The 19,391-nt window shown below is 51.4% G+C and carries 17 protein-coding genes; 10 read left to right on the top strand and 7 right to left on the bottom strand.

The window, feature by feature from the left end; genetic code table 11:
* The first annotated feature begins 315 nt into the window (after window positions 1-315).
* From E6072_RS00625 to rplI, 5 genes are all read left to right on the top strand, one after another.
* Complete coding sequence (locus tag E6072_RS00625) at window positions 316-2,757, top strand: transglycosylase domain-containing protein (RefSeq protein ID WP_316693083.1); 2,442 nt, start codon at window positions 316-318, stop codon at window positions 2,755-2,757.
* A 224-nt stretch (window positions 2,758-2,981) separates the two neighbouring features.
* Window positions 2,982-3,266: a 30S ribosomal protein S6 gene (gene rpsF / locus E6072_RS00620; protein WP_316693082.1), complete on the top strand. Its 285-nt coding sequence runs from the start codon at window positions 2,982-2,984 to the stop codon at window positions 3,264-3,266.
* Between the two features lie 20 nt (window positions 3,267-3,286).
* A complete protein-coding gene (locus tag E6072_RS00615; protein ID WP_316693081.1) occupies window positions 3,287-3,862 on the top strand; it encodes a single-stranded DNA-binding protein in 576 nt (191 codons plus the stop codon).
* Window positions 3,863-3,906: 44 nt separating this feature from the next.
* Complete coding sequence (gene rpsR / locus E6072_RS00610; RefSeq protein WP_215522237.1) at window positions 3,907-4,149, top strand: 30S ribosomal protein S18; 243 nt, start codon at window positions 3,907-3,909, stop codon at window positions 4,147-4,149.
* Window positions 4,150-4,164: 15 nt separating this feature from the next.
* A complete protein-coding gene (gene rplI, locus E6072_RS00605) occupies window positions 4,165-4,626 on the top strand; it encodes a 50S ribosomal protein L9 (RefSeq protein WP_238128156.1) in 462 nt (153 codons plus the stop codon).
* Between the two features lie 130 nt (window positions 4,627-4,756).
* Here the strand turns inward: rplI and E6072_RS00600 are convergent, their stop codons facing one another.
* On the bottom strand, window positions 4,757-6,070 hold the full coding sequence (locus tag E6072_RS00600; protein ID WP_316693078.1) for an MATE family efflux transporter: 1,314 nt from the start codon (window positions 6,068-6,070) through the stop codon (window positions 4,757-4,759).
* A gap of 236 nt (window positions 6,071-6,306) precedes the next feature.
* Here E6072_RS00600 and dnaB point away from each other — a divergent pair, with 236 nt between their 5' ends.
* Complete coding sequence (gene dnaB / locus E6072_RS00595) at window positions 6,307-7,632, top strand: replicative DNA helicase (protein ID WP_316693077.1); 1,326 nt, start codon at window positions 6,307-6,309, stop codon at window positions 7,630-7,632.
* A gap of 39 nt (window positions 7,633-7,671) precedes the next feature.
* Here dnaB and E6072_RS00590 read toward each other — a convergent pair whose 3' ends face one another.
* From E6072_RS00590 to E6072_RS00580, 3 genes are all read right to left on the bottom strand, one after another.
* Window positions 7,672-10,233 carry an MMPL family transporter gene (locus E6072_RS00590; protein WP_316693076.1) on the bottom strand — a complete coding sequence of 854 codons (2,562 nt, stop codon included), beginning with the start codon at window positions 10,231-10,233 and terminating at the stop codon, window positions 7,672-7,674.
* Window positions 10,234-10,426: 193 nt separating this feature from the next.
* Window positions 10,427-11,575 (bottom strand): hypothetical protein, encoded by a 1,149-nt coding sequence (locus E6072_RS00585; RefSeq protein WP_316693075.1) that lies wholly within the window; start codon window positions 11,573-11,575, stop codon window positions 10,427-10,429.
* A gap of 59 nt (window positions 11,576-11,634) precedes the next feature.
* On the bottom strand, window positions 11,635-12,852 hold the full coding sequence (locus E6072_RS00580; protein WP_316693074.1) for a hypothetical protein: 1,218 nt from the start codon (window positions 12,850-12,852) through the stop codon (window positions 11,635-11,637).
* 251 nt (window positions 12,853-13,103) lie between these two features.
* Between E6072_RS00580 and E6072_RS00575 the strand changes: the two genes are divergently transcribed.
* The 4 genes from E6072_RS00575 to pntB all read left to right on the top strand — a co-directional run bounded on the left by E6072_RS00575 (window position 13,104) and on the right by pntB (window position 17,043).
* Window positions 13,104-13,544: a hypothetical protein gene (locus E6072_RS00575; protein WP_316693073.1), complete on the top strand. Its 441-nt coding sequence runs from the start codon at window positions 13,104-13,106 to the stop codon at window positions 13,542-13,544.
* A gap of 24 nt (window positions 13,545-13,568) precedes the next feature.
* Window positions 13,569-13,787, top strand: a complete 219-nt coding sequence (locus tag E6072_RS00570) for a carbon storage regulator (protein ID WP_316693071.1) — start codon at window positions 13,569-13,571, stop codon at window positions 13,785-13,787.
* Between the two features lie 151 nt (window positions 13,788-13,938).
* Window positions 13,939-15,498 (top strand): Re/Si-specific NAD(P)(+) transhydrogenase subunit alpha, encoded by a 1,560-nt coding sequence (locus tag E6072_RS00565; RefSeq protein WP_316693069.1) that lies wholly within the window; start codon window positions 13,939-13,941, stop codon window positions 15,496-15,498.
* Window positions 15,499-15,501: 3 nt separating this feature from the next.
* Window positions 15,502-17,043, top strand: a complete 1,542-nt coding sequence (gene pntB / locus E6072_RS00560; RefSeq protein ID WP_316693067.1) for a Re/Si-specific NAD(P)(+) transhydrogenase subunit beta — start codon at window positions 15,502-15,504, stop codon at window positions 17,041-17,043.
* A 143-nt stretch (window positions 17,044-17,186) separates the two neighbouring features.
* On the opposite strand, the gene E6072_RS00555 is transcribed toward pntB, so the two are convergent.
* From E6072_RS00555 to trxB, 3 genes are all read right to left on the bottom strand, one after another.
* Window positions 17,187-17,903 carry a DUF2993 domain-containing protein gene (locus tag E6072_RS00555; RefSeq protein WP_316693064.1) on the bottom strand — a complete coding sequence of 239 codons (717 nt, stop codon included), beginning with the start codon at window positions 17,901-17,903 and terminating at the stop codon, window positions 17,187-17,189.
* A 102-nt stretch (window positions 17,904-18,005) separates the two neighbouring features.
* Window positions 18,006-18,335, bottom strand: coding sequence for a thioredoxin (trxA, locus tag E6072_RS00550; RefSeq protein ID WP_316693062.1), 330 nt, complete (start codon window positions 18,333-18,335; stop codon window positions 18,006-18,008).
* Between the two features lie 38 nt (window positions 18,336-18,373).
* Entirely contained in the window at window positions 18,374-19,294 is a 921-nt protein-coding gene (gene trxB / locus E6072_RS00545) for a thioredoxin-disulfide reductase (RefSeq protein WP_316693061.1), read from the bottom strand.
* Between the last annotated feature and the right edge of the window lie 97 nt (window positions 19,295-19,391).

Here is a 19,391-nt window from a genome sequence, read left to right as displayed (position 1 = left end):
CCACACCTGTGCATAAACCTGTGTATATCTGGGGATGGTGGCTAAAATACTGTTTATAAACCGGTCATCATTTGCTCGATATTTTTCTGTCCCCAAAAGCATCCCCAGAAAAATAGCCAGCAATTCACAGGCTTAAAACCCTTATAAACTGCATGTTTAACTGATAATCCCGATAATTCTAGGCAGTGATGACTACTAGAGAGATAAAATAAATTTTAAACAAAGCACCATCACAGCGGCAGAACACCAAATGAGAATTGCCATTACCTTTGAAATCTCAACAGTTCAATCCTTTTCCTAAGCTAACCTGTATTTATGACCGAACAGCACTCATCGCGTGGCAATAACGCTGGAGAACATAAGTTTTCCTCTCGGGCTGAACGCCGCAAACATGAAAAAGAGCAATTTCAGGCACGGGCACAAGCGGGGGATCAACGTATTTTTGCCCCGATTAACCCGAATCAATACCGTAGTTCTTCTAAGCCGGGTGCTAGTACTCCCCGCAAAACACAACATACTCCCTCCAGTGCTAGTAAGTCCCGGAAGGAGCCAAATAAAAAATCCACCGCGCCCTCTTCCCAAACTAAAAACAGAGTTAAAACGCAAGCAGCTGGTAAAGGTACCAACAATAAAAAGCCTAAGGCAGCTGTCGGTAGCAAAACTTTAAAACAAAAGCACCCGAAGGTTAAGAATACATCGGGCCGCAGTAGAGTCGGACTTTGGGTAAAAAGAATCTTGGGATTGCTAACTGGCCTAGTTTTGGTGGCAATTATTGCCGGATGTCTCACTTTTTTAATTGCCTACTATCGCCTGGAAGTACCTGAGGCGCAAAAATTCGCGAATGCCCAGGTAACTACCGTTTACTGGGGCGATACTAACAAGATGATGGGAAAATTTGCCGAACGTAACCGTACCATCGTAGACACTAAGTCTTTTGAAAATTCCTACATTCGTGATGCGGTAGTAGCCAGCGAAGACCGCACTTTTTATGAAAACAGCGGGATTGATATTAAAGGTATTGCCCGCGCCTTGTGGAATAATGTGCGGGGGCGTCCCACCCAGGGCGCTTCTACGCTCACCCAACAATATGTAGAAAACTATTACACCGGGAAAAACACTGGATATACCGGAAAATTTAAAGAAACCATTTTGGCGTTAAAGATAAATCGACAGGTACCTAAAGAGAAAATTCTTAATGACTACTTGAATACCATCTATTTTGGTAGGGGTGCCTATGGGATTGAAGCAGCAGCTAACGCCTACTTTGGTAAGAGTGCTAAAGATTTGAATTTGTCAGAATCAGCGTTACTTGCCGGAATTATTCCCGCCCCTAATGCTTGGGACCCGCTAGTTAGCCCCGAAAAAGCCCAGCAACGTTGGCAGCGGGTATTAAACCTCATGGCTTCCGACAATATGATCAAAAAGAATGAAAAGAATGCCGCAAAATTTCCTCAAGTGCAAAAGAAAAAGCAGGAAGGAACCTATTTTAAGGGCACCACAGGATATCTCCTACAGCATGTACGCCAAGAATTGGTAACGCAAATCGGCTATACCGAAGATGAGATCGATCGAGCGGGGATTCGGATTTATACGACTATTGATCCGGAAAAACAGAAGCTGTTGGAAGAGGCAGTCGCTACCCTCCCGGAGAATAAACCTGAAGGATTAAGGGTGGCAGCCACCTCGATCGATACAGCTACCGGAGCGGTAATCGCTGAATATGGGGGAGCGGATTATCAAAAAGTTCAACGCAACGCGGTGACTCAAGACGTAGCCCAAGCCGGGTCAACCTTTAAACCCTTTGCGCTCCTAGCAGCCCTCGAGCATGGTCATAAACTATCGGAGCAAATTAATGGTTCCGGACCGATGAAAATAGGGGACGATTGGGTAGGTAACTATGGAGGTGCCTCCTACGGTCAAGTAGATCTGATCAGAGCTACAAAATATTCGATTAACACTGCCTATGTCCGGCTTAATAGCGAAATCGGGATGGATGCCACCCGGCAGGTGGCGATTGCGGCTGGATACTCTAAGAACACGGTGGGGTTGGATAAAAATTCAATCGTGGGGGTATTAGGGACTAGTTCTCCCCATAACTTAGAGATCGCGGAAGCTTATACCACTTTCGCTACCGGTGGTATCCGGCGAACAGCCCACATCATTGATAAGGTTACGGATTCGTCTGGCAATATTCTCTACGAAGCTGATACTGCTGGTATCCGCCAGTTTGAAGAAGAAAATATTTCGGAGTTGACCAAAGCATTAGCGGCGGTAACTGAGACGGGAGGCACTGGTGATACTGCCGGAAAACTCGGTCGACCGGTAGCGGCGAAAACGGGATCTTCAAACGATAACCGCTCTGCACAGTTTGTTGGGTATGTACCGCAAATGGTGACCGCAATTTCCATGTATCAGGTAGGAAAAGATGGAGCAGAAGAATCCATTACCCCCTTTGGCGGGGTAAGGGAAGTAACCGGTAGTACTTGGCCTGCTAAATTGTGGTTGGCATATATGAGACCGGCGGTTAAAGGTCTGGAGCCGCAGCCCTTGTTTTCTTCTGAAACCAGCAAATATCGGGTGAGGCCGAAAGAAAAGAATACACCGTATCAGACTGCGGAGGTGCCTTCAGCTCCTCCCCCAGAAACGGTAGGTAATCCGCTCACCGTTCCTAGCAGCTCTTCTCCTGTCAGTTCACCGCCTGAGCAATCCCCGGAGCCTGCGGAATCCTCTTCTCCAGCTGCTCCTCCTAATCCCTAGGTAGGGCGAAGTATCCAGGACTGCTTTAAGTCGCCCTGCTACCCGCTAGGTGAAGATGGGTTTTCTCTGCGACGGTTAAAAAGAGCGTTTCCTAACAATGTTTGATAACGGCTAGAAATAACGCTGGGAACTAAGTTATTCTGTAGTGCGACCTTCGGGTCGTATGCATAAGCCCTCCTGCCGCGGAAGGACCGTGGCCGTTAGACCAAAGGAGGTGGGTTGAGATGCGTAAATATGAGATGATGGTGATCCTGAATCCCGAAATCGACGAACGCACCGTAGCCCCGGCATTGGAGAAACTGCTAAATGTGGTTTCTGCTAATGGGGGAAGCGTAGACGCGACCGATATTTGGGGCAAACGTCGCCTGGCATATCCGATTGAAAAATACTCTGAAGGGATCTATGCGGTCATCGAGATGACCACTGACCCGCAGATTGCTGAGGAGCTAACCCGGCAACTGTCGCTAAACGAATCCGTTTTGCGCACTAAGTTGTTGCGGCGCGATTAAGATCGCGGAGAGGAATAAAAATGGCTGGAGAAACCCAGATAACGGTTATTGGGAATCTGACTGCAGATCCCGAGCTGCGCTATACCGCGCAATCGGTGCCAGTGGCTTCGTTTACCGTGGCCTCCACTCCCAGAACCTATAATCGCGCATCCGGACAGTGGGAAGATGGTACTGCCATGTTTCTGCGTTGTTCAGCGTGGCGGGAAATGGCCGAAAATATCGCTGAATCTTTAACTAAAGGTATGCGAGTGATTGTTCACGGTCGCTTGCAGCAACGTAATTGGGAACGGGATGGACAGAATCGTTCCTCAATAGAGATTCAAGTCGACGAAATCGGTCCGTCCTTGCGTTACGCGCAAGCCCAAGTTACCCGGATTCCGCGCTCAGGTGGAGGCGGATTCAATCAGGGAGGACAGGGCGGATTTGGTGCAGGTGCTTCAGCCGGCAATTTCAATCAAGGTGGGGGATTTAACGGGGGCGCTGCCGCGAACTTGGGAACAGGTTCCATGGCGGCCGCGCAGCCGGCTGGGGATGACAATCCCTGGGCTGCTCCTGCCACCAGCGATAACGGCGAGGACAACGAACCGCCGTTCTAAAGTTTCAGGATAAGACCTTAGGGTCACACCATTAAGGAGTTAATATGGCGAAGAAAGTTCTTCGCGCGAAGCCGATTAAGAAAAAGGCTAACCCGCTACGTAATTTGCCGGTTGAAAAAATCGACTATAAAGATACCCCGTTCTTGCGGAAGTTTATTTCCGATCGCGGAAAGATTCGTTCGCGCCGGGTTACCGGAGTTAGCGTTCAGCAGCAACGCGCCATCGCAAAGGCAGTTAAGAATGCTCGCGAAATGGCGTTGCTTCCCTACACTAGTTCTGGTCGCTGATAGGAGGGTCTAGTCATGGCAACAGCCAAAATTATTTTGAATATGGATGTACCGGGGCTAGGTTCCTCCGGGGACGTAGTAACCGTAGCTCGTGGTTATGCCCGCAACTACCTGGTACCGCGGAAAATGGCGCACCCTTGGACTAAGGGCGCCCAAAAGCAGATCGATGAAATGATTCGGGCACGCCGGCGCCGGGAAATCTCTAACGTAGAGGACGCCCGGGCAGTACGCGATGCTATCGAAGCCCACAATACCGTGGTAGTTTCCAAGCGAGCTGGCCATTCCGGTCGCCTCTTTGGAGCAGTTTCCACCCAAGATGTGGTGGCAGCGGTTAAAGAACAGATCGGGCAGACTGTAGATCGACGCAAAGTTATTATTGAAAAGCCGATCAAAGCGGTTGGAAAATATCAGATTCAAATCAATTTGCATGAAGATATTAGCGCCAAACTGTTTGTAAACGTTGAGGGCGGCAAATAGGTAAGTTTTTACCTGCCAGCACTTAGCTAATAAAAGTAGGGTGAGCAAGAGGTTAATCTTGTTCACCCTACTTTTATCTGTAGATGAACTAAGGGTCTACCCAGCAGTAACCGGCTCCATTTCATCGCATCTAGAGCCAAGCGTCGGTGCGGATACGTAGCCATAGCGAGGCCGCCCTCCCGCCAATAAAAACCAGTCCGTAGATAGCCCATAAACCAGCTAAACCCCAGGCTCCTTCAGGTAGGAGACCAACAAGTAAAACCGCCGGTAGATAGATAGCAAATACTATGGCCATCGCTTTTGCCAGGTATTTAGTATCATCAGCACCGATCAAGTAACCATCGTAAATGTAGGTTAAGGCTGCCAGTGGTTGCATAAAACCCACCACGATAATCCCGGGGACACAAACGGCTAATAGCTCAGGATCGCCCGTAAAAAGGTGTGGTAAAAAGCCAGAGGTGGCGGCAAATACTAGACCAATCAGGGTGCCAAAACCCAGTGCCCAGCGGTTTAACTGGACGATTAGCACCCGGGTTTTTCGCTCCTCGCCCTCACCGAGAGCGTTGGCGAGGAGCGCCTGAGCAGCGATCGCTAATGCATCTAGACCGAATGCCGCTAGGGTCCATAGCGTTTTTAAAATCTGATAACCCGCCAAAGTTACTGCCCCTAAACGAGTCGCCTGCCAAGTGGTGACTACGATAGCCGCCTGCAGAAAAAGAGAGCGGAGAACTAAAGGCAATCCGTGCATCCCAGAACGGAAAATTAGTTGTAAATCAGGACGAGCAGATACTCCCTCCGCGCGCAGTTTTTTAACTACCACTATCCACAGCCATATAGCCATGAAAAACTGGCAAATCGCGGTGCCAGCGCCGGCACCTGCCACCCCGAGAGAGCAGCCGAAAATTAGGAATGCGGAAACCGGTACGTTAAGAATGGCTGCGCTGGTAGTTACGACGAGAGGAGTGCGAGTATCTAATAAGCCCCTCAAAACCCCGTTAGCAGCTAATACAGACAGCATGGCGACGAGTCCGGGAGCAGATACCGTCAAGTAGCGGCGTGCCAAACTCGCCACTTGCGGTTCAGCTTCGAAAAGGCCAATGATTTGCGGGGAAAAAACTATTAAGACTATTGCCAAGGCGGCACCCAAAAGCGCCCCCAACCACATTCCCTGAATACCTAAACGCAGACCTTCAGCGCGTTTACCTGCCCCCATGGCTCTGCCTGTCACCGCCGTAGTGGTGTAGGCGAGGAATACACAGATTCCCACTACCAGGGTAAGTACCGTCGAACCGATAGCGAGTCCGGCTAAATCTGGGGTTCCTACATGCCCGACCAGGATGGAGTCAGCCATCCTGAGCACAGGCTCGGCGATTAAGGATCCGAGGGCAGGTAAAGCCAGAGCCAAAACTTGGCGGTTAAGACTAGTTTTCTTAGGCTTTTCCACGAATCTTCCTCTATTTTCTATACACAATCTGTGAATAACTCTGTTAGTAGTTTCCCAGTTTGTAACTGGTTTATAAACTTGGGGTTACTCACTACCCACATATTCGCCCGCTATTTCCACAGGTTATTAACACTGTCTGCACTAAATTTTAAGAGTTTTCAACAGGGGCTTTTCTGGTTATAGCTGCGGGATGTGGGACAATCAAAGAGTTTTGAAATTCTTTCCAGGAGGTAGCGATGGCAGATTTTGATCGAACGCCTCCGCAAGATATTGCCGCTGAACAATCCGTATTGGGAGCGATGATGCTCTCCAAAGATGCGATTGCGGATGTCACCATGACGATCAGGGGAGAAGACTACTATCGCCCGGTGCATCAGACCATCCACGAAGTAATCTTGGATCTATTCGGTCGCGGGGAACCGGTAGATGCGGTGACCGTAGCTGGGCAATTAAAGCGTCGCGGTGACTTGGAGAGAATCGGGGGCGCCCCCTATTTACATCAACTCATCTCCGGGGTTCCTACCGCCGCAAACGCGGGATATTATGCCCGGATCGTGCGGGAGAGGGCGCAGCTGCGTTCCCTGGTGCAGGCGGGCACCCGGGTGGTGCAACTAGGTTACGCTGACGATGGCGGCGACGTAGATGAGCTGATAAACCAGGCACAAAGTGAAATCTATGCGGTTAGTGAACGCGGCGATAGCGAGGACTACCGCCCGATCACCGAATTTTTAGATGAAACTGTAACTGAACTGCAAGAACTACAAAAAAATGGGGGCATGTCTTCCGGGGTTCCCACCGGTTTTTATCAATTAGACAACCTTACCCATGGCTTGCACCCCGGGCAGTTGATAATCGTGGCCGCTCGCCCGGCAATGGGTAAATCTACCTTGGCTCTGGATTTTTGTAGAAACGCCGCCATTCATCACGAACAGACTTCCGTTATTTTCAGTCTCGAAATGGACGGGACCGAGATTTCCCGGCGCATGATTTCCGCCGAATCAGGGGTGTCAATGTCTCGACTCAGCTCGGGGGATTTAGAGGACGCGGATTGGACAAAAATAGCGCAGGTACTGTCTCGCTGTTCCCAGGCTCCGCTATATATCGATGATTCTCCGAATATGACCATGCCGGAGATACGTTCAAAATGTCGCCGCCTCAAGCAGCAAAATGATTTAAAACTAGTAGTGGTGGACTATCTACAGTTGATGAGTTCCGGCAAGCGGGTAGAGTCGCGGCAACAAGAAGTAGCCGAGTTTTCTCGCTCTTTAAAACTACTAGCTAAAGAACTTGAAATCCCAGTGGTGGCGGTAGCCCAGCTAAACCGTGGCCCCGAACAGAGAATCGAACATAAACCAATGCTTGCTGACCTGCGAGAATCTGGTTCTTTGGAACAAGATGCGGATGTGGTGATGCTGCTAAATCGCCCCGAGGTCTATAATCAGGAAGATCGTCCCGGGGAGGCAGATGTGATTGTTGCTAAACACCGTAACGGTCCGACCGCAACCATTCCCCTAACCTTCCTCGGGCGTTTGTCAAAGTTCGGCAATCCCGCCCGCGAGTAAAGGTTTCTGGGGGTCTCGCCTGCTCGTCCTCGACCCGCCCTAGTGCCCGGGAAGAGGCAGACGGGAGTGGAAAGAGCGTAGCCATTTGGGAGCCCACCAGTTAGCTTTCCCGCAGATCGCCATAATGGCGGGTACCAGTCCCATGCGCACTAAAGTAGCGTCAAGCGCTACCGCCACCGCTAACGTAAATCCGATCTGTTTTATGGCTTGGATACCTCCGGTGGTAAAGCCGAGAAATACCACTAACAAAATTAATGCTGCGGAAGTAATCGTAGAGGCCGAATGGGTGAGTCCTTCCCGCACTGCACGTTTGTTATCTGCGGTTTCATCCCAGATTTCTTTCACCCTGGATACTAAAAACATTTCATAATCCATTGATAAGCCAAAACCGAAGCAGAACACGATTGCTACTACATAAGATTCCACCGCGCCTAGAGAAGTGAAACCTAACAGTTTCTCTCCGTGACCATATTGGAACACCCATACGGCCACCCCTAAGGAAGACATTAAGGAAACCATGTTTAACACCAAGGCTTGTAGCGGTAACAGCAGCGCCCCGGTCATCAGGAACAACATTAAATAGGTAGTTAGGGCGACTGCCAGAAAAACGTAGGGAGCATATTCGTAGAGAGTGTCTTGGAAATCAGTTTGGAGGGCAGCTTCCCCAGTCACCCAAATTTTAAAGGGCGCAGGTAACTGGCGTACCTCTTGCATTTCTTGCTTCACCTGCGCGGCGAAAGCATCTTTTTCTTTAGTGTAAACATCCAGGGAAGCGTACTGTTCGCCGTCAATTATTAGGTCTTCGGCGGGACGAATTCGTTTCACGTGGGATAGCGGTTGCACTTTTTCTTCTGCCCAAGTCTGCAACTTTTGCGGGGTGGTTTTAGCTACCAGACGGATTTGCGGATTAGCCGAGTCAGGGAAACGCTCCCACATATCCCATAAGGCCCCGATTTGCGGGATTGATCGGGGCATAGATTCCACCGCAGAGGAACGCATTTGCATCTGGTAGAGGGGAAGTGACATCACCACTAACACCAGGGTCACCACTACCAGCACTGGCCAGGGACGGCGAGTCACGAAAGTTGATATGGAGCGAAAAACCGGGGAAGGATCGTCTTCGCTGCGCTCGCGGGAACGGCGCAGCAGATGGCGGCGCACCCAGTTCATCCAATGGGAAAAGTTTGAGGGAGAAGCCAGGCTCGGTCCAAACAGCATCATCAGGGCAGGCAAAAACGTCATATTAGAAATCATTGCCAGCATGGTTACTGCTACTCCGCCTATACCCATTAGTCGCAGTAATGGTAACGGGAAGATACACAGCCCCAAGATCGCGAGGGAAACAATTAGAGCCGAAAAGAAAACCGTGGCACCGGCAGTGTCCATAGTTTTATCTAGAGCTTCCAGATAGGGTTTGCGGGCATTAAGGAGTTGGGTGCGGTAATCTTTGCGAGTAGCGATAGAGGTTTTCTGATTGCCTGCCCGGCGCGGAGCAACTAATATTTGAAGCACGCGAGGGTAAAAAATGAAGGTATCTTCCTGGCCATGAAGACCGCGTTTATGCAGTTCATGGCGGTAGCGAGAAACGATTAATAACCCGTAGTCAATCGATAATCCCAGACCGAGGAAAGAAACAATATTGACTACGAATGACTCCACGGTAATCAGATAGGTTAGTGCCAGGATTAGCATTAAGGTGATTCCAATGGCCGCCCCGGCTCCCAGTAGCGGCAGTAAAGCAGCTAGCATTCCCCCGAAAACGATGGCCATGATCAGCAGAGAAATCGGAATCGAGATTCCTTCCCCGCGTAACATATCGGCTTTGACTTGCCCGTTAGCAGCATTTTGCAAACCAATATTATCGACGACATTAACGCTGGCAGTAACGTTAGAACCGGAAAAATAAGCAGGTAGTTCCTCTAAAATCCGGGCTACCTGGTCGCGTGCATCCGGGTCAACTTGGTCATAGCCGCTGGCAGCTAGCTGCACGTTGATCAGGAAAGTTTTCCCGTCCTCAGCAATCATCTGCCCCAGTTCACTGGACTGTATAGTCTCCCAAGCCGGGGGTAGCTGACTGATGAAAGCTTTTTTAACTTCCCTTTCGGCACGCTGTCTGGCTTTTTCTAGTTGCTGGCCGCTGGCGCCCTTAGCTCTTGCGACCTCCTCTGCCTGGGTTCTACCTTGCGCTAAAGCCTGCGCTAATGCTTGATCGATTTGTTCTTGGGCTTTTTTCCCGGCGGGCAGCTGAGGATCAAAGGCGATAAAAGGATCTGCGATCTGTTTTACCTTAGGCACTTTTAACAGATCGGCGTGTAGCGGGCGCAGCATTTTTGCAATCTGATCAGCATGTTTTTCTAAATCCGGTATTTCAACTACTGCCGTTACCGGATAGGTATCGCCTTGGGCTTGCTCATACAGCTTCTTACCCACGGCTGATTCCGAAGCAGGGCTGGAAGGCTGGGGGGTAATTAGCCTTTCAAATAGTGGTTTTCCCCCAAAACCCGAAAATACTGCGACGATCGCGAGAGTTACGGTTAGCAACCAGATAATCACGATGAAGCCGGGGTGTTTTCCCCACCAAAAGTGCTTCATCCGTTTCATAGTTTCAATTGTGAGGGTTCTGGCTCTAAAGTTCAGCCAAATCAGCTGAAGATTTTAAATCGGGAGCTAACTATCTTCGGCACTGGCAGCTGTGTACGGTTTTTGGGTAACTATTGTTTTGATAGTTAGGGAAAGAACTGCCCGCGGCTGGAAAACCCCCTCTAGCTTCGTAAAATACGGACAAATCCCGGTTTTAGGAAGCAAAATCTTCCAACCAGGAAGCTTGCGGTATTCCAAAATCGCTGCCACCTTGTTTTTTGATCTGCTCTATTAGGGAATCACTATCTTTTGCTACCCGCTGCAAACTGGCAGATACCTTACTAGTAGCGGGAGTATCTCTCTCCAGTTTCCAGTATTTTTGGCGAGTTTTTAAAGCTTCCTGATTACAGTAAACCAGTAGGCGAGAAGCTTGGGTTAAAACATCGGTGGTTTCGACTTCCTCACTGGTTTTAATCGTCACTAACGCTAGGTTGTAGTTCACCTGGCAGCCCGCCAATACTGCCTGGGGTTCAGTCATCTTGGTTTCCAGGATGAAGGGCATTTTCTTACTAGCGCGAGATAAGTATTTATTAGCATTTTGTAGGTCGCCGGTGTTTAGATAGGTGGTTCCTAGGTTGTAGTTCACCAGCCACCGATCGGCTAGTAGGCGGGAGTCGGCTTGGCGTAGACGCAGATCTTGCGCCAAGGAAGGATCCCCCTGCCGGTCTGCGCGTACCGCCTGTTGTTCTAGTGCCCAACTGTGGGTTTGTAGCCCCGAAACCACCAGCAGGCAGAGCACGGTTAACGTTACGGGCACTATCCAAAACCGGGATCTGCGAGGAGGTTTGATCACCAGATCTTGGCGGGTATTTAGAGCGTGGGCGTGGAGTTGGCTGCGATAGCTAATCTGGGAAATGGCGGTACTTAAGGCAGCGGTGTCGCTGGGAGAAACTTGGGCGCGTCCTCCCCTGGGAGTTTGTTCGGGGAATTGTTCGGGATGAGACAGCATCGAAACCAGGGCAGCCAGCTCTGGCCAGTCAGTAGCCAGTAGTTGTTGCGGGTGATAGTTACCCCAACCGGCGGTGCGGTAATACTGCTTGCTGAGATTTCCTAGGATTTTTCCGAGGACGACTTGGCGAGCGCTACTATCTAAAGCTAGGTAACGGGGATCAGCCCCCAGAGAATCCAGTCGCTGACGGTAAGTAATAAGTAGGTGGCATAAACTCTCTTGCCGGCGTCCGCTAAAAGTCAGGATCGGGGAGCGGGAAGCACTTTGATAAAAAACCAGGGTCCATACCACCAGCAGCGCGGCCACCACAATCAGGGCGACCGCACCTACCAGCGCCATAAAGGAATGCTCCATTAGGGGCTGAATAGGTAAGTTGACTGTGAAATATGGGAGCATAGACCCCTTTCAATACCTTAGTGATTAAGTGGTGGCTGCGAAGTAGGAGCCGAGTTAGGGGGCATAAATGACTGCGTTGGGGGCACCGGGAACTGCGGGTAGGGTTGGGGTTGTCCGCTTTGACCTGCCGGTGGTACTTGCCCTCCATAGTAGGGCTGCTGGGGGTAGGGGTAGACAGGGTATTGTCCCGGTTGGTAATACCCCGGATACGAGCCCGGCTGCGACTGGTTCTTAAAGGCTGCGGTTAAGTCGGTGACTGGTTTTTTCGCAATGGTCTGGTAGATGGCTAAAATGCAAGCGGCCAGTACTACCGCGGAAAATACCCAAGTTAGGCCGCCGATAATCCAGTAAATCCAACTAACTTTTTCTAGTTGCCCGTTTTCGTTGAAGAGTACTCCATACAAGCTGACTCCGTGGTAGTCCTCATTTAATCCCAAGAAACAACTCGCAGCTGGGGAGGCTAAGCCAATAATGAAATTGGCAAGTCCCAAAGTTCCGCTTATCGCCAAGGCTACAAAGTAGGCTGCACGTGGCTTAATCACCGCACAGGCGACAGCCGCGATCAATAAAATCATGCCCACCGCGTGAACCACCGGGGTAGTGGTGGCTGCCAATAATAAGAACAGACTGATTAGAAGCGCCGGTGCCGGGGTGATAGGTTCACTCGGTTTACTAGCTAGTACCGATCCGGCAATCATCCCCACGAGTAGTACTAGGACGAATAACACTGAGAAAACTAAGAAGGTGGTGGAGAAATAGGATCCGCTTTGAGAAACTGCGAGGACAAAATTAATCAGTAAGCAAGCCCATCCTGCGGTGATTACCCCAGTTGCTACCCAGGCAGTGGCGTAGGTGAAGCCGCCTACTCGCTTGGTGGTTGCCAAGATGAAAGCAACTAGCAGCGCCTGCCCCAAAGTTAAGAACAATAAACCGGTGCATGTGGCCGCAAGTGATTCCCCCCTAGAGACCGCAAGCACGATATATCCCACCAAAACAAAGAACAGCGCACCGGGGATAAACCAAATCCGGTTTCGCTTCACGCTGTTACCCAGCCAAGAAAGATCGGTACCCGCTTGGGGGGCGGGCATGCCTGCTGGATATCCGGCAGGGGAATAGGGATATTGGCCATTAAGTCCATTACCGCCAGGTACGGGGTAGGTTACGGGGGATAACCCCGGTTGCGGATTTCCCTGCGGTAGGTTACTGGGCGGATAGGGATAATTTGGGGACGACATTTTTCTCCCGACTCTCTTAGCAAATCGTTAAATTAACTTCTTTTAAAAAACTACCAGTGCATTCAAGTTTAGGGTCGCGCCCTGGTTCAGGCAATAATAGTCAATGGCTGTCCCGGAAAATACACCTTAGAAACCAGAATGTTTTGGGTGCCCGATAAACCGGGATGTCCAGCATAAAAACCAGTTCCTCTCCACAGCCAGCGGGCTTAATCTACAATGACAACCAAGAATAAATAACAGGAGGAAGCGCCATGACCTATCGGGAGCGACAGGTGCCCAGCGATCAAGAGTTGGAAGCTCTACTCGCTGATACTCGCGCCCTCCTGGCAGAAAAATCCCGGTGGGAAAATGACCAGATAAATCGCGACCTAGACGTGTTAATACACCGGGTACGCGGGGCAAAGCGGGTCTCTTACTCCCAGGTACTGCGCGAACGTGGCCAAAGGTGGCAAGAAAATCTGGAAAAGACTGCCGCTTCCTCTGAGCGCGAAAAGCACCCCCACCTAGACTCACTTGAGACCACCTATCTGGGGCAGGAACAAACCCCGGACAAACTGGCTGATCAGCTAGCCCGCTCAGAAGCTGCGATTAGCACGCAGTCTGAGAAAAGGGAAAGCGAAGATTTAGATAACCCAGAAGATATCCTGGAATCTGTAGAAGGGGAGATTCCTCCAGATTCAGAACATTATTAATCACCATCTAGGAGGCAGGCAAGGATGCTAGTACTAACCCGCAGACGCGGAGAAGAGATCGTGGTCGGAGACCAGGTAGTAATCACCGTGGTGGAGTCGCATAAAGATTCGGTGAGACTGGGGATTAGCGCCCCTAAAGACTTAACTATCCGCCGGGGTGAACTGCTAGAGCAACCCGACAGAGAACGCTTGGGATTGGAAGGATCTGGACCTGAGTCTAAGCAGGCCACGCCGGAAAAATAGTTTTTATCTGCCCCCGCGGCGGGTAACATCCTATTAGCTGGACTTAGAGTGCGCGCCTACTAGGTGCCGCGTAAGCTAAAAATAAGCTATCCACCAGTAAAATAGTGGATAAATATTGGTATTTAAAAAGCCAAAACTATAAGGAGTAACTGTGCGAATTGGAGTTCCCAAAGAGCCCACGCCAGACCAAACCTTGGTCGCCGCCACTCCGGATACGGTAAAAAAACTCATCAAACTGGGATATGAAGTCCTGGTCGAGCAGGGAGCGGGCGAAAAGGCCGCCTACCTGGATGAGCAGTATTCGCAAGCCGGAGCGCAAATCGTGGACACTCAGGCCGCCTGGCAGGCCGATATTGTCACCGTCTTAGATACGCCCCCCACTGACTACCTGAATCTGGTTAAACCCGGAGCGCTCCTAATCGCCCGGATGGCGCCAGGTCGTCACCCTGAGACGGTAGATGCCCTGGTAGAGCGAGGCATTACCGGATTTGCGATGGATACGGTTCCTAGAATCTCTCGGGCGCAGTCCATGGATGTGCTCTCCTCGATGTCGAATGTGTCTGGCTATCGCGCCGTTATCGAGGCCGCAGAAAGTTTCGGCCGCCTCTTTACCGGTCAGGTGACTGCCGCTGGAAAAATCCCGCCCGCCAAGGTCTATGTGATCGGCGTCGGGGTAGCCGGCCTTGCTGCTATTGGCACCGCCAACTCGATGGGAGCCCAGGTTAGCGCCACTGACGTGCGCAGTGAAACTGCCGAGCAAGCAGAATCGGTAGGGGCAACCTTTGTGCCCATTCCGATCGCGCAAGAAAAATCCGATGATGGTTACGCCAAAGAAATGAGCGCGGATCAAGCGGATGCTGCCACCAAGCTCTACACCGAGCAGGCAGCTGCAAATGACATCGTGATCACCACCGCGAATATTCCCGGTCGCCGCTCGCCGCTGTTAATCACCAAAGAGGCAGTAGCGGCCATGGCGCCCGGTTCAGTCATCGTGGATATGGCCGCAGCTGGCGGCGGTAACTGCGAACTGACCCGACCGGGCGAAAAAGTAGTTACCGAAAACGGGGTGACCATTATTGGCTACACCGACCTGGCTGGTAGGTTACCTGGACAGTCCTCACAGCTTTATGGACAAAATATTGTTAACCTGTTTAAGCTGATCACTCCGGAAAAAGACGGCAACTACGTCCTCGATATGGAAGACGAAGTAGTCCGCGGGATTACGGTCGCCAAGGGCGGAGAAAATATGTTCCCCCCGCCCCCTATTCAAGTGCACGCGGCTCCGGCTGCCCCCGCCAAGACGGAATCGGTAGAGGAAGCAGCGGCTAACGCCCGCCAGAAAGCTGAAGAGGCGGCTGCAAAGAAACGTAAACGATTGTTGTGGGCAGCGGTAGGGATAGTTTTAGGGCTGGCCTTGATTGCCGCCACCCCCAAGCCGTTGATCCCTTACTACTTCATTTTGATGCTGGCGATTGTGGTGGGCTTCTATGTGATTACTGCCGTTACCCACTCGCTCCACACTCCGTTAATGAGTGAAACCAACGCCATTTCCGGAATTATTCTAGTGGGCGCAATATTGCAGGTAGGAAGTGCAAAACCAATCGTGTCCGTGCTGAGTTTCTTAGCAATCTTGGTGGCTTCGATCAACATATTTGGCGGCTTCTCGGTAACCCACCGAATGCTGACCATGTTCCGGGGGGAGGAGAAGTAAGAAATGAGTAACCTTCTATCTGCGGCAGCCCCCACCCTGGTTGCCAGTGCGACAACTAGCGAATTTTGGATTAGCCGAGGACAAAACATTGCCTATCTGATTGCGGCACTGTTGTTCATTTTGGCGCTCGCGGGTTTATCAAAAAATGAGACCGCCCTGCGGGGTAACCGTTTCGGGGCAATCGGAATGCTGGTGGCGGTAGTCGCTACTATCGCGGTGGCGCTATATAACGCGGGGGCTCCCGGCTATCAATCAACCTTGGTAACTGCGCTGCTGATTGCAGTAGCGATGATTGCCGGCGCAATTATCGGACTGTGGCGCGCCAAAACTATTCCCATGACCGGCATGCCGGAACTGGTAGCCATGCTACACTCCTTTGTAGGTTTAGCGGCAGTGCTGGTGGGCTTTAATACCTTCATCCATATGCCTTGGGAGTTCAATAAGGCAGGAGCCGATGCGGCGACTGCGATTAATCCGGCCACCCTAGGGTTCCACCTAGGTGAAGTAGGAGTGGGCATCTTTATTGGTGCCGTTACCTTCACCGGCTCTATCGTTGCCTACCTGAAACTGTCGGGGAAGATTAAGGGTGCGCCCCTTACCTTGCCGGGACGTAACTGGCTGAACGCGATCGCCATTATCGTGTCAATCGTGCTCATCGGGGTAATGGTACGGGGTTCACACCTGAGCGCTACCACTATGACCTTGACTTGGATGCAGTGGGTAGCCATCATCGTGATGACCGTGATTGCCCTGGTACTGGGGCTGCACCTGGTGGCCGCGATCGGCGGTGGCGATATGCCAGTCGTGGTTTCGATGCTTAACTCATACTCTGGTTGGGCAGCGGCTGCCGCGGGCTTCATGTTGGGTAACAATATGCTGATTATCGCGGGTGCCCTGGTGGGCTCTTCTGGTGCCTACCTGTCCTACATCATGTGCAAAGCGATGAACCGCTCGTTCGTTTCCGTGATTTTGGGAGGTTTCGGCTCTGACGGCGGACCGGCTAAAGGGGCAGACACCGACTATGGTGACTACACCGAAACCAGTGCGGCCGAGGTCGCGCAGGCGTTAAAGGATGCCTCCAGCGTGATTATTACCCCCGGTTACGGGATGGCGCAGGCGCAAGCCCAATTCCCGGTAGCGGATCTGACTGCCAAGCTGCGCGAGGCGGGAGTAAACGTGCGTTTCGGGATTCACCCGGTAGCGGGACGGATGCCCGGACATATGAACGTGCTGCTGGCAGAAGCTAAAGTACCCTATGATGTGGTGCTAGAAATGGATGAGATTAACGACGACTTCCCCGATACTGATGTAGTTCTGGTGATTGGGGCAAACGATACCGTTAATCCCGATGCCACTAAACCGGGTAGCCCAATTGCGGGAATGCCGGTACTGGAAGTGTGGAAAGCCCGCCAGGTAGTGGTGTTTAAGCGTTCGATGAACCCCGGTTATGCCGGGGTACAAAATCCGCTGTTCTTTAACGACAACACCGATATGCTCTTTGGTGACGCGAAAGCCTCGGTCGAAGAGATCGTGCGCAGCCTGTAACCCGGTTCCTAAAATAGGGTTTCCATACCCGAAAGCCAGGGGCGGGGTCGAAGTAGGTACTTTCTACTTCGACCCCGCCCCGTTTTCACATTTGCAGGTAAGAGCCGGTTAATCCCCCCTGAGATTAACCGGCAAAACCAAAATCAGGAGATAGATTTCTTTTGTAGTGGGATATTCTTCCCGGTCAGCTCGAATTTGAGGTGATCGGATTTAATCTCTACTGCGCTCAGCTGTAGATTGGCGGGCAAGCCTGTGATCGGAATGTTGATCGCGGGTAAAAATTCCGGCAGATTCAGGCGAGCCCGCAGGTAGCGGGGTAGCTCAGTTTTAAGGGCGGTGGGTTTGACTATCAGGGTGGGGGTCAAACCATCTGCCCCGCCAGCTAGAGAGAGCTGTCCCGTAGCTAGGATTTCTTGTCCCCACTTTTGGGTAGTAAAAGCTAGTTTGCCGGCATCCAGTTTTACTTTTACGCCCGGCGCCTTCTTTGCCACTAACTGGGCAAAAGCCTCTTGGCTGAGATTGCCTTCAGCACGCAATTGACCGATTTTATCGATATTTAACCGGCTGGCGGTCAGGTCTAGCTGATCGATCTGGGCGCGAACCGCGGTTATTGGGATGGCGCCACCTTCTGCGGCAACATCTAGGCGAGGAATAGTCACGTCCACCTGGTTAATACTGCCGGCGATCAGAGAAGTTAAGAAAGGTAAGTCATTAACTTCAACGGTGGCATTTTCTGCCCCCCGCTTCTCTAGAACCCCAGTCCCCTCATTTTCTGCCCACCAGCAAGTAACCCGATCCAGCACTCCGAGGAGGAGCACCAGTACGACCACTACTATTAAAAATCGCTTTAGACTTCGCACTTATTCAGTATAAGGCGCACTGCAATGCGCTAAGGAAAACTCCTACCTCTACTAGCACTCGCAAAAGCAGACAGCCTCGGGGAAGCGGGCAGAGACGAAACGCTACTTGTCGATTTCTTGCTGCAGCGGACCTAGGAGTTCCCGCTTGGGATTAGCTCCCAGGATGCCGCGAGTAATCTCGCCGCGGTTGAACACCATAAACATGGGGATAGAGTTAATCCCGTATTTGGCGGCCAACTGGGGGTTTTCATCAATATTGACTTTGACGACTTTAGCTTTCCCGGCAACCTCGGTGGCTACCTCGTCTACTATCGGTCCCATTTGGCGGCAAGGCCCACACCAAGGCGCCCAAAAATCTACCAAAACCGGGGTTTCTGCTTTCAATACTTCCTGGTCAAAGTTATTTTCGGTTACTTCTAACGGTTTACTCATCTCGTATTTTCCTCTCTAAATATGGTAAAAATCAGTTCTTAGTCGGCTAGGGAACGTTCGGCATCCAGGGCGGCTCGGCACCCTGACCCCGCGGCAGTAATCGCTTGGCGATAAGTGTGATCAACCAGGTCTCCGCAGGCGAACACGCCTTTCAGGTTAGTGGCGGTTCCCGGTTCATTAACCCGCACATATCCGGCCTCGTCCAAATCCACTTGCCCGTTTACTAGCTGCGAGCGCGGTTCGTGACCGATCGCCACGAAGACTCCGGTGGCGTCCAAGGTGCTTTCTTTACCGTCTACCGTTGACTTTAAAGTCAACGATTCAACTTTGTTTTCCCCATTAATCTGGGCAACAGTACTGTTCCAAGCGAAATCAATCTTCGGGTTAGCCGCAGCCCGTTCAGCCATAATCTGGGAGGCTCGCAATTGGTCGCGGCGGTGAATCACCGTCACCTTCTTGGCGAATTTGGTTAAGAACAGCGCCTCTTCCATCGCGGAGTCTCCCCCGCCTACCACTGCCAGGTGTTGGTCTTTGAAGAAGAAACCATCACAGGTGGCGCAATAGGAGACTCCTCGTCCCGATAGTTCGACTTCTCCGGGCACGTTAAGTTTGCGGTATTCCGAACCCATAGACAAAATCACGCGGCGCGCCAGATATTCTCCTTCCGAGGTGACTACTTTTTTCTCTTCCCCGGCAAGAGAAACTTCTAGGGCGTCCTCGTAAAGAACCTCGCATCCGAAGCGCTCGGCCTGAGCAAGCATATTCGCCATTAAATCTGGGCCTTGAATCCCCTCGGGAAAACCGGGAAAGTTCTCTACCTCGGTGGTATTCATGAGGGCGCCACCGGCAGTTACTTCCCCGGCGATTAGTAGAGGGTTAAGCCCCGCACGGGCAGTGTAGATCGCTGCCGTGTAGCCGGCCGGTCCGGAACCAATAATGATAATGTCGCGTACCGACATGGAACCTCCTATATCAGGGTCTTAACCGTTATTGTAAAAGCTATTTTCCCAGGTAAAAAGCTCGGCGTGCAACTAGTTAACGCAGTGAGCGAAACCG

This window comes from Varibaculum cambriense (assembly GCF_032557235.1).
GTDB classification, from domain to species: domain Bacteria; phylum Actinomycetota; class Actinomycetes; order Actinomycetales; family Actinomycetaceae; genus Varibaculum; species Varibaculum cambriense_C.
Note: the sequence above shows the minus strand (reverse complement) of the source record. Positions and strands in the feature narration are given on the sequence as shown.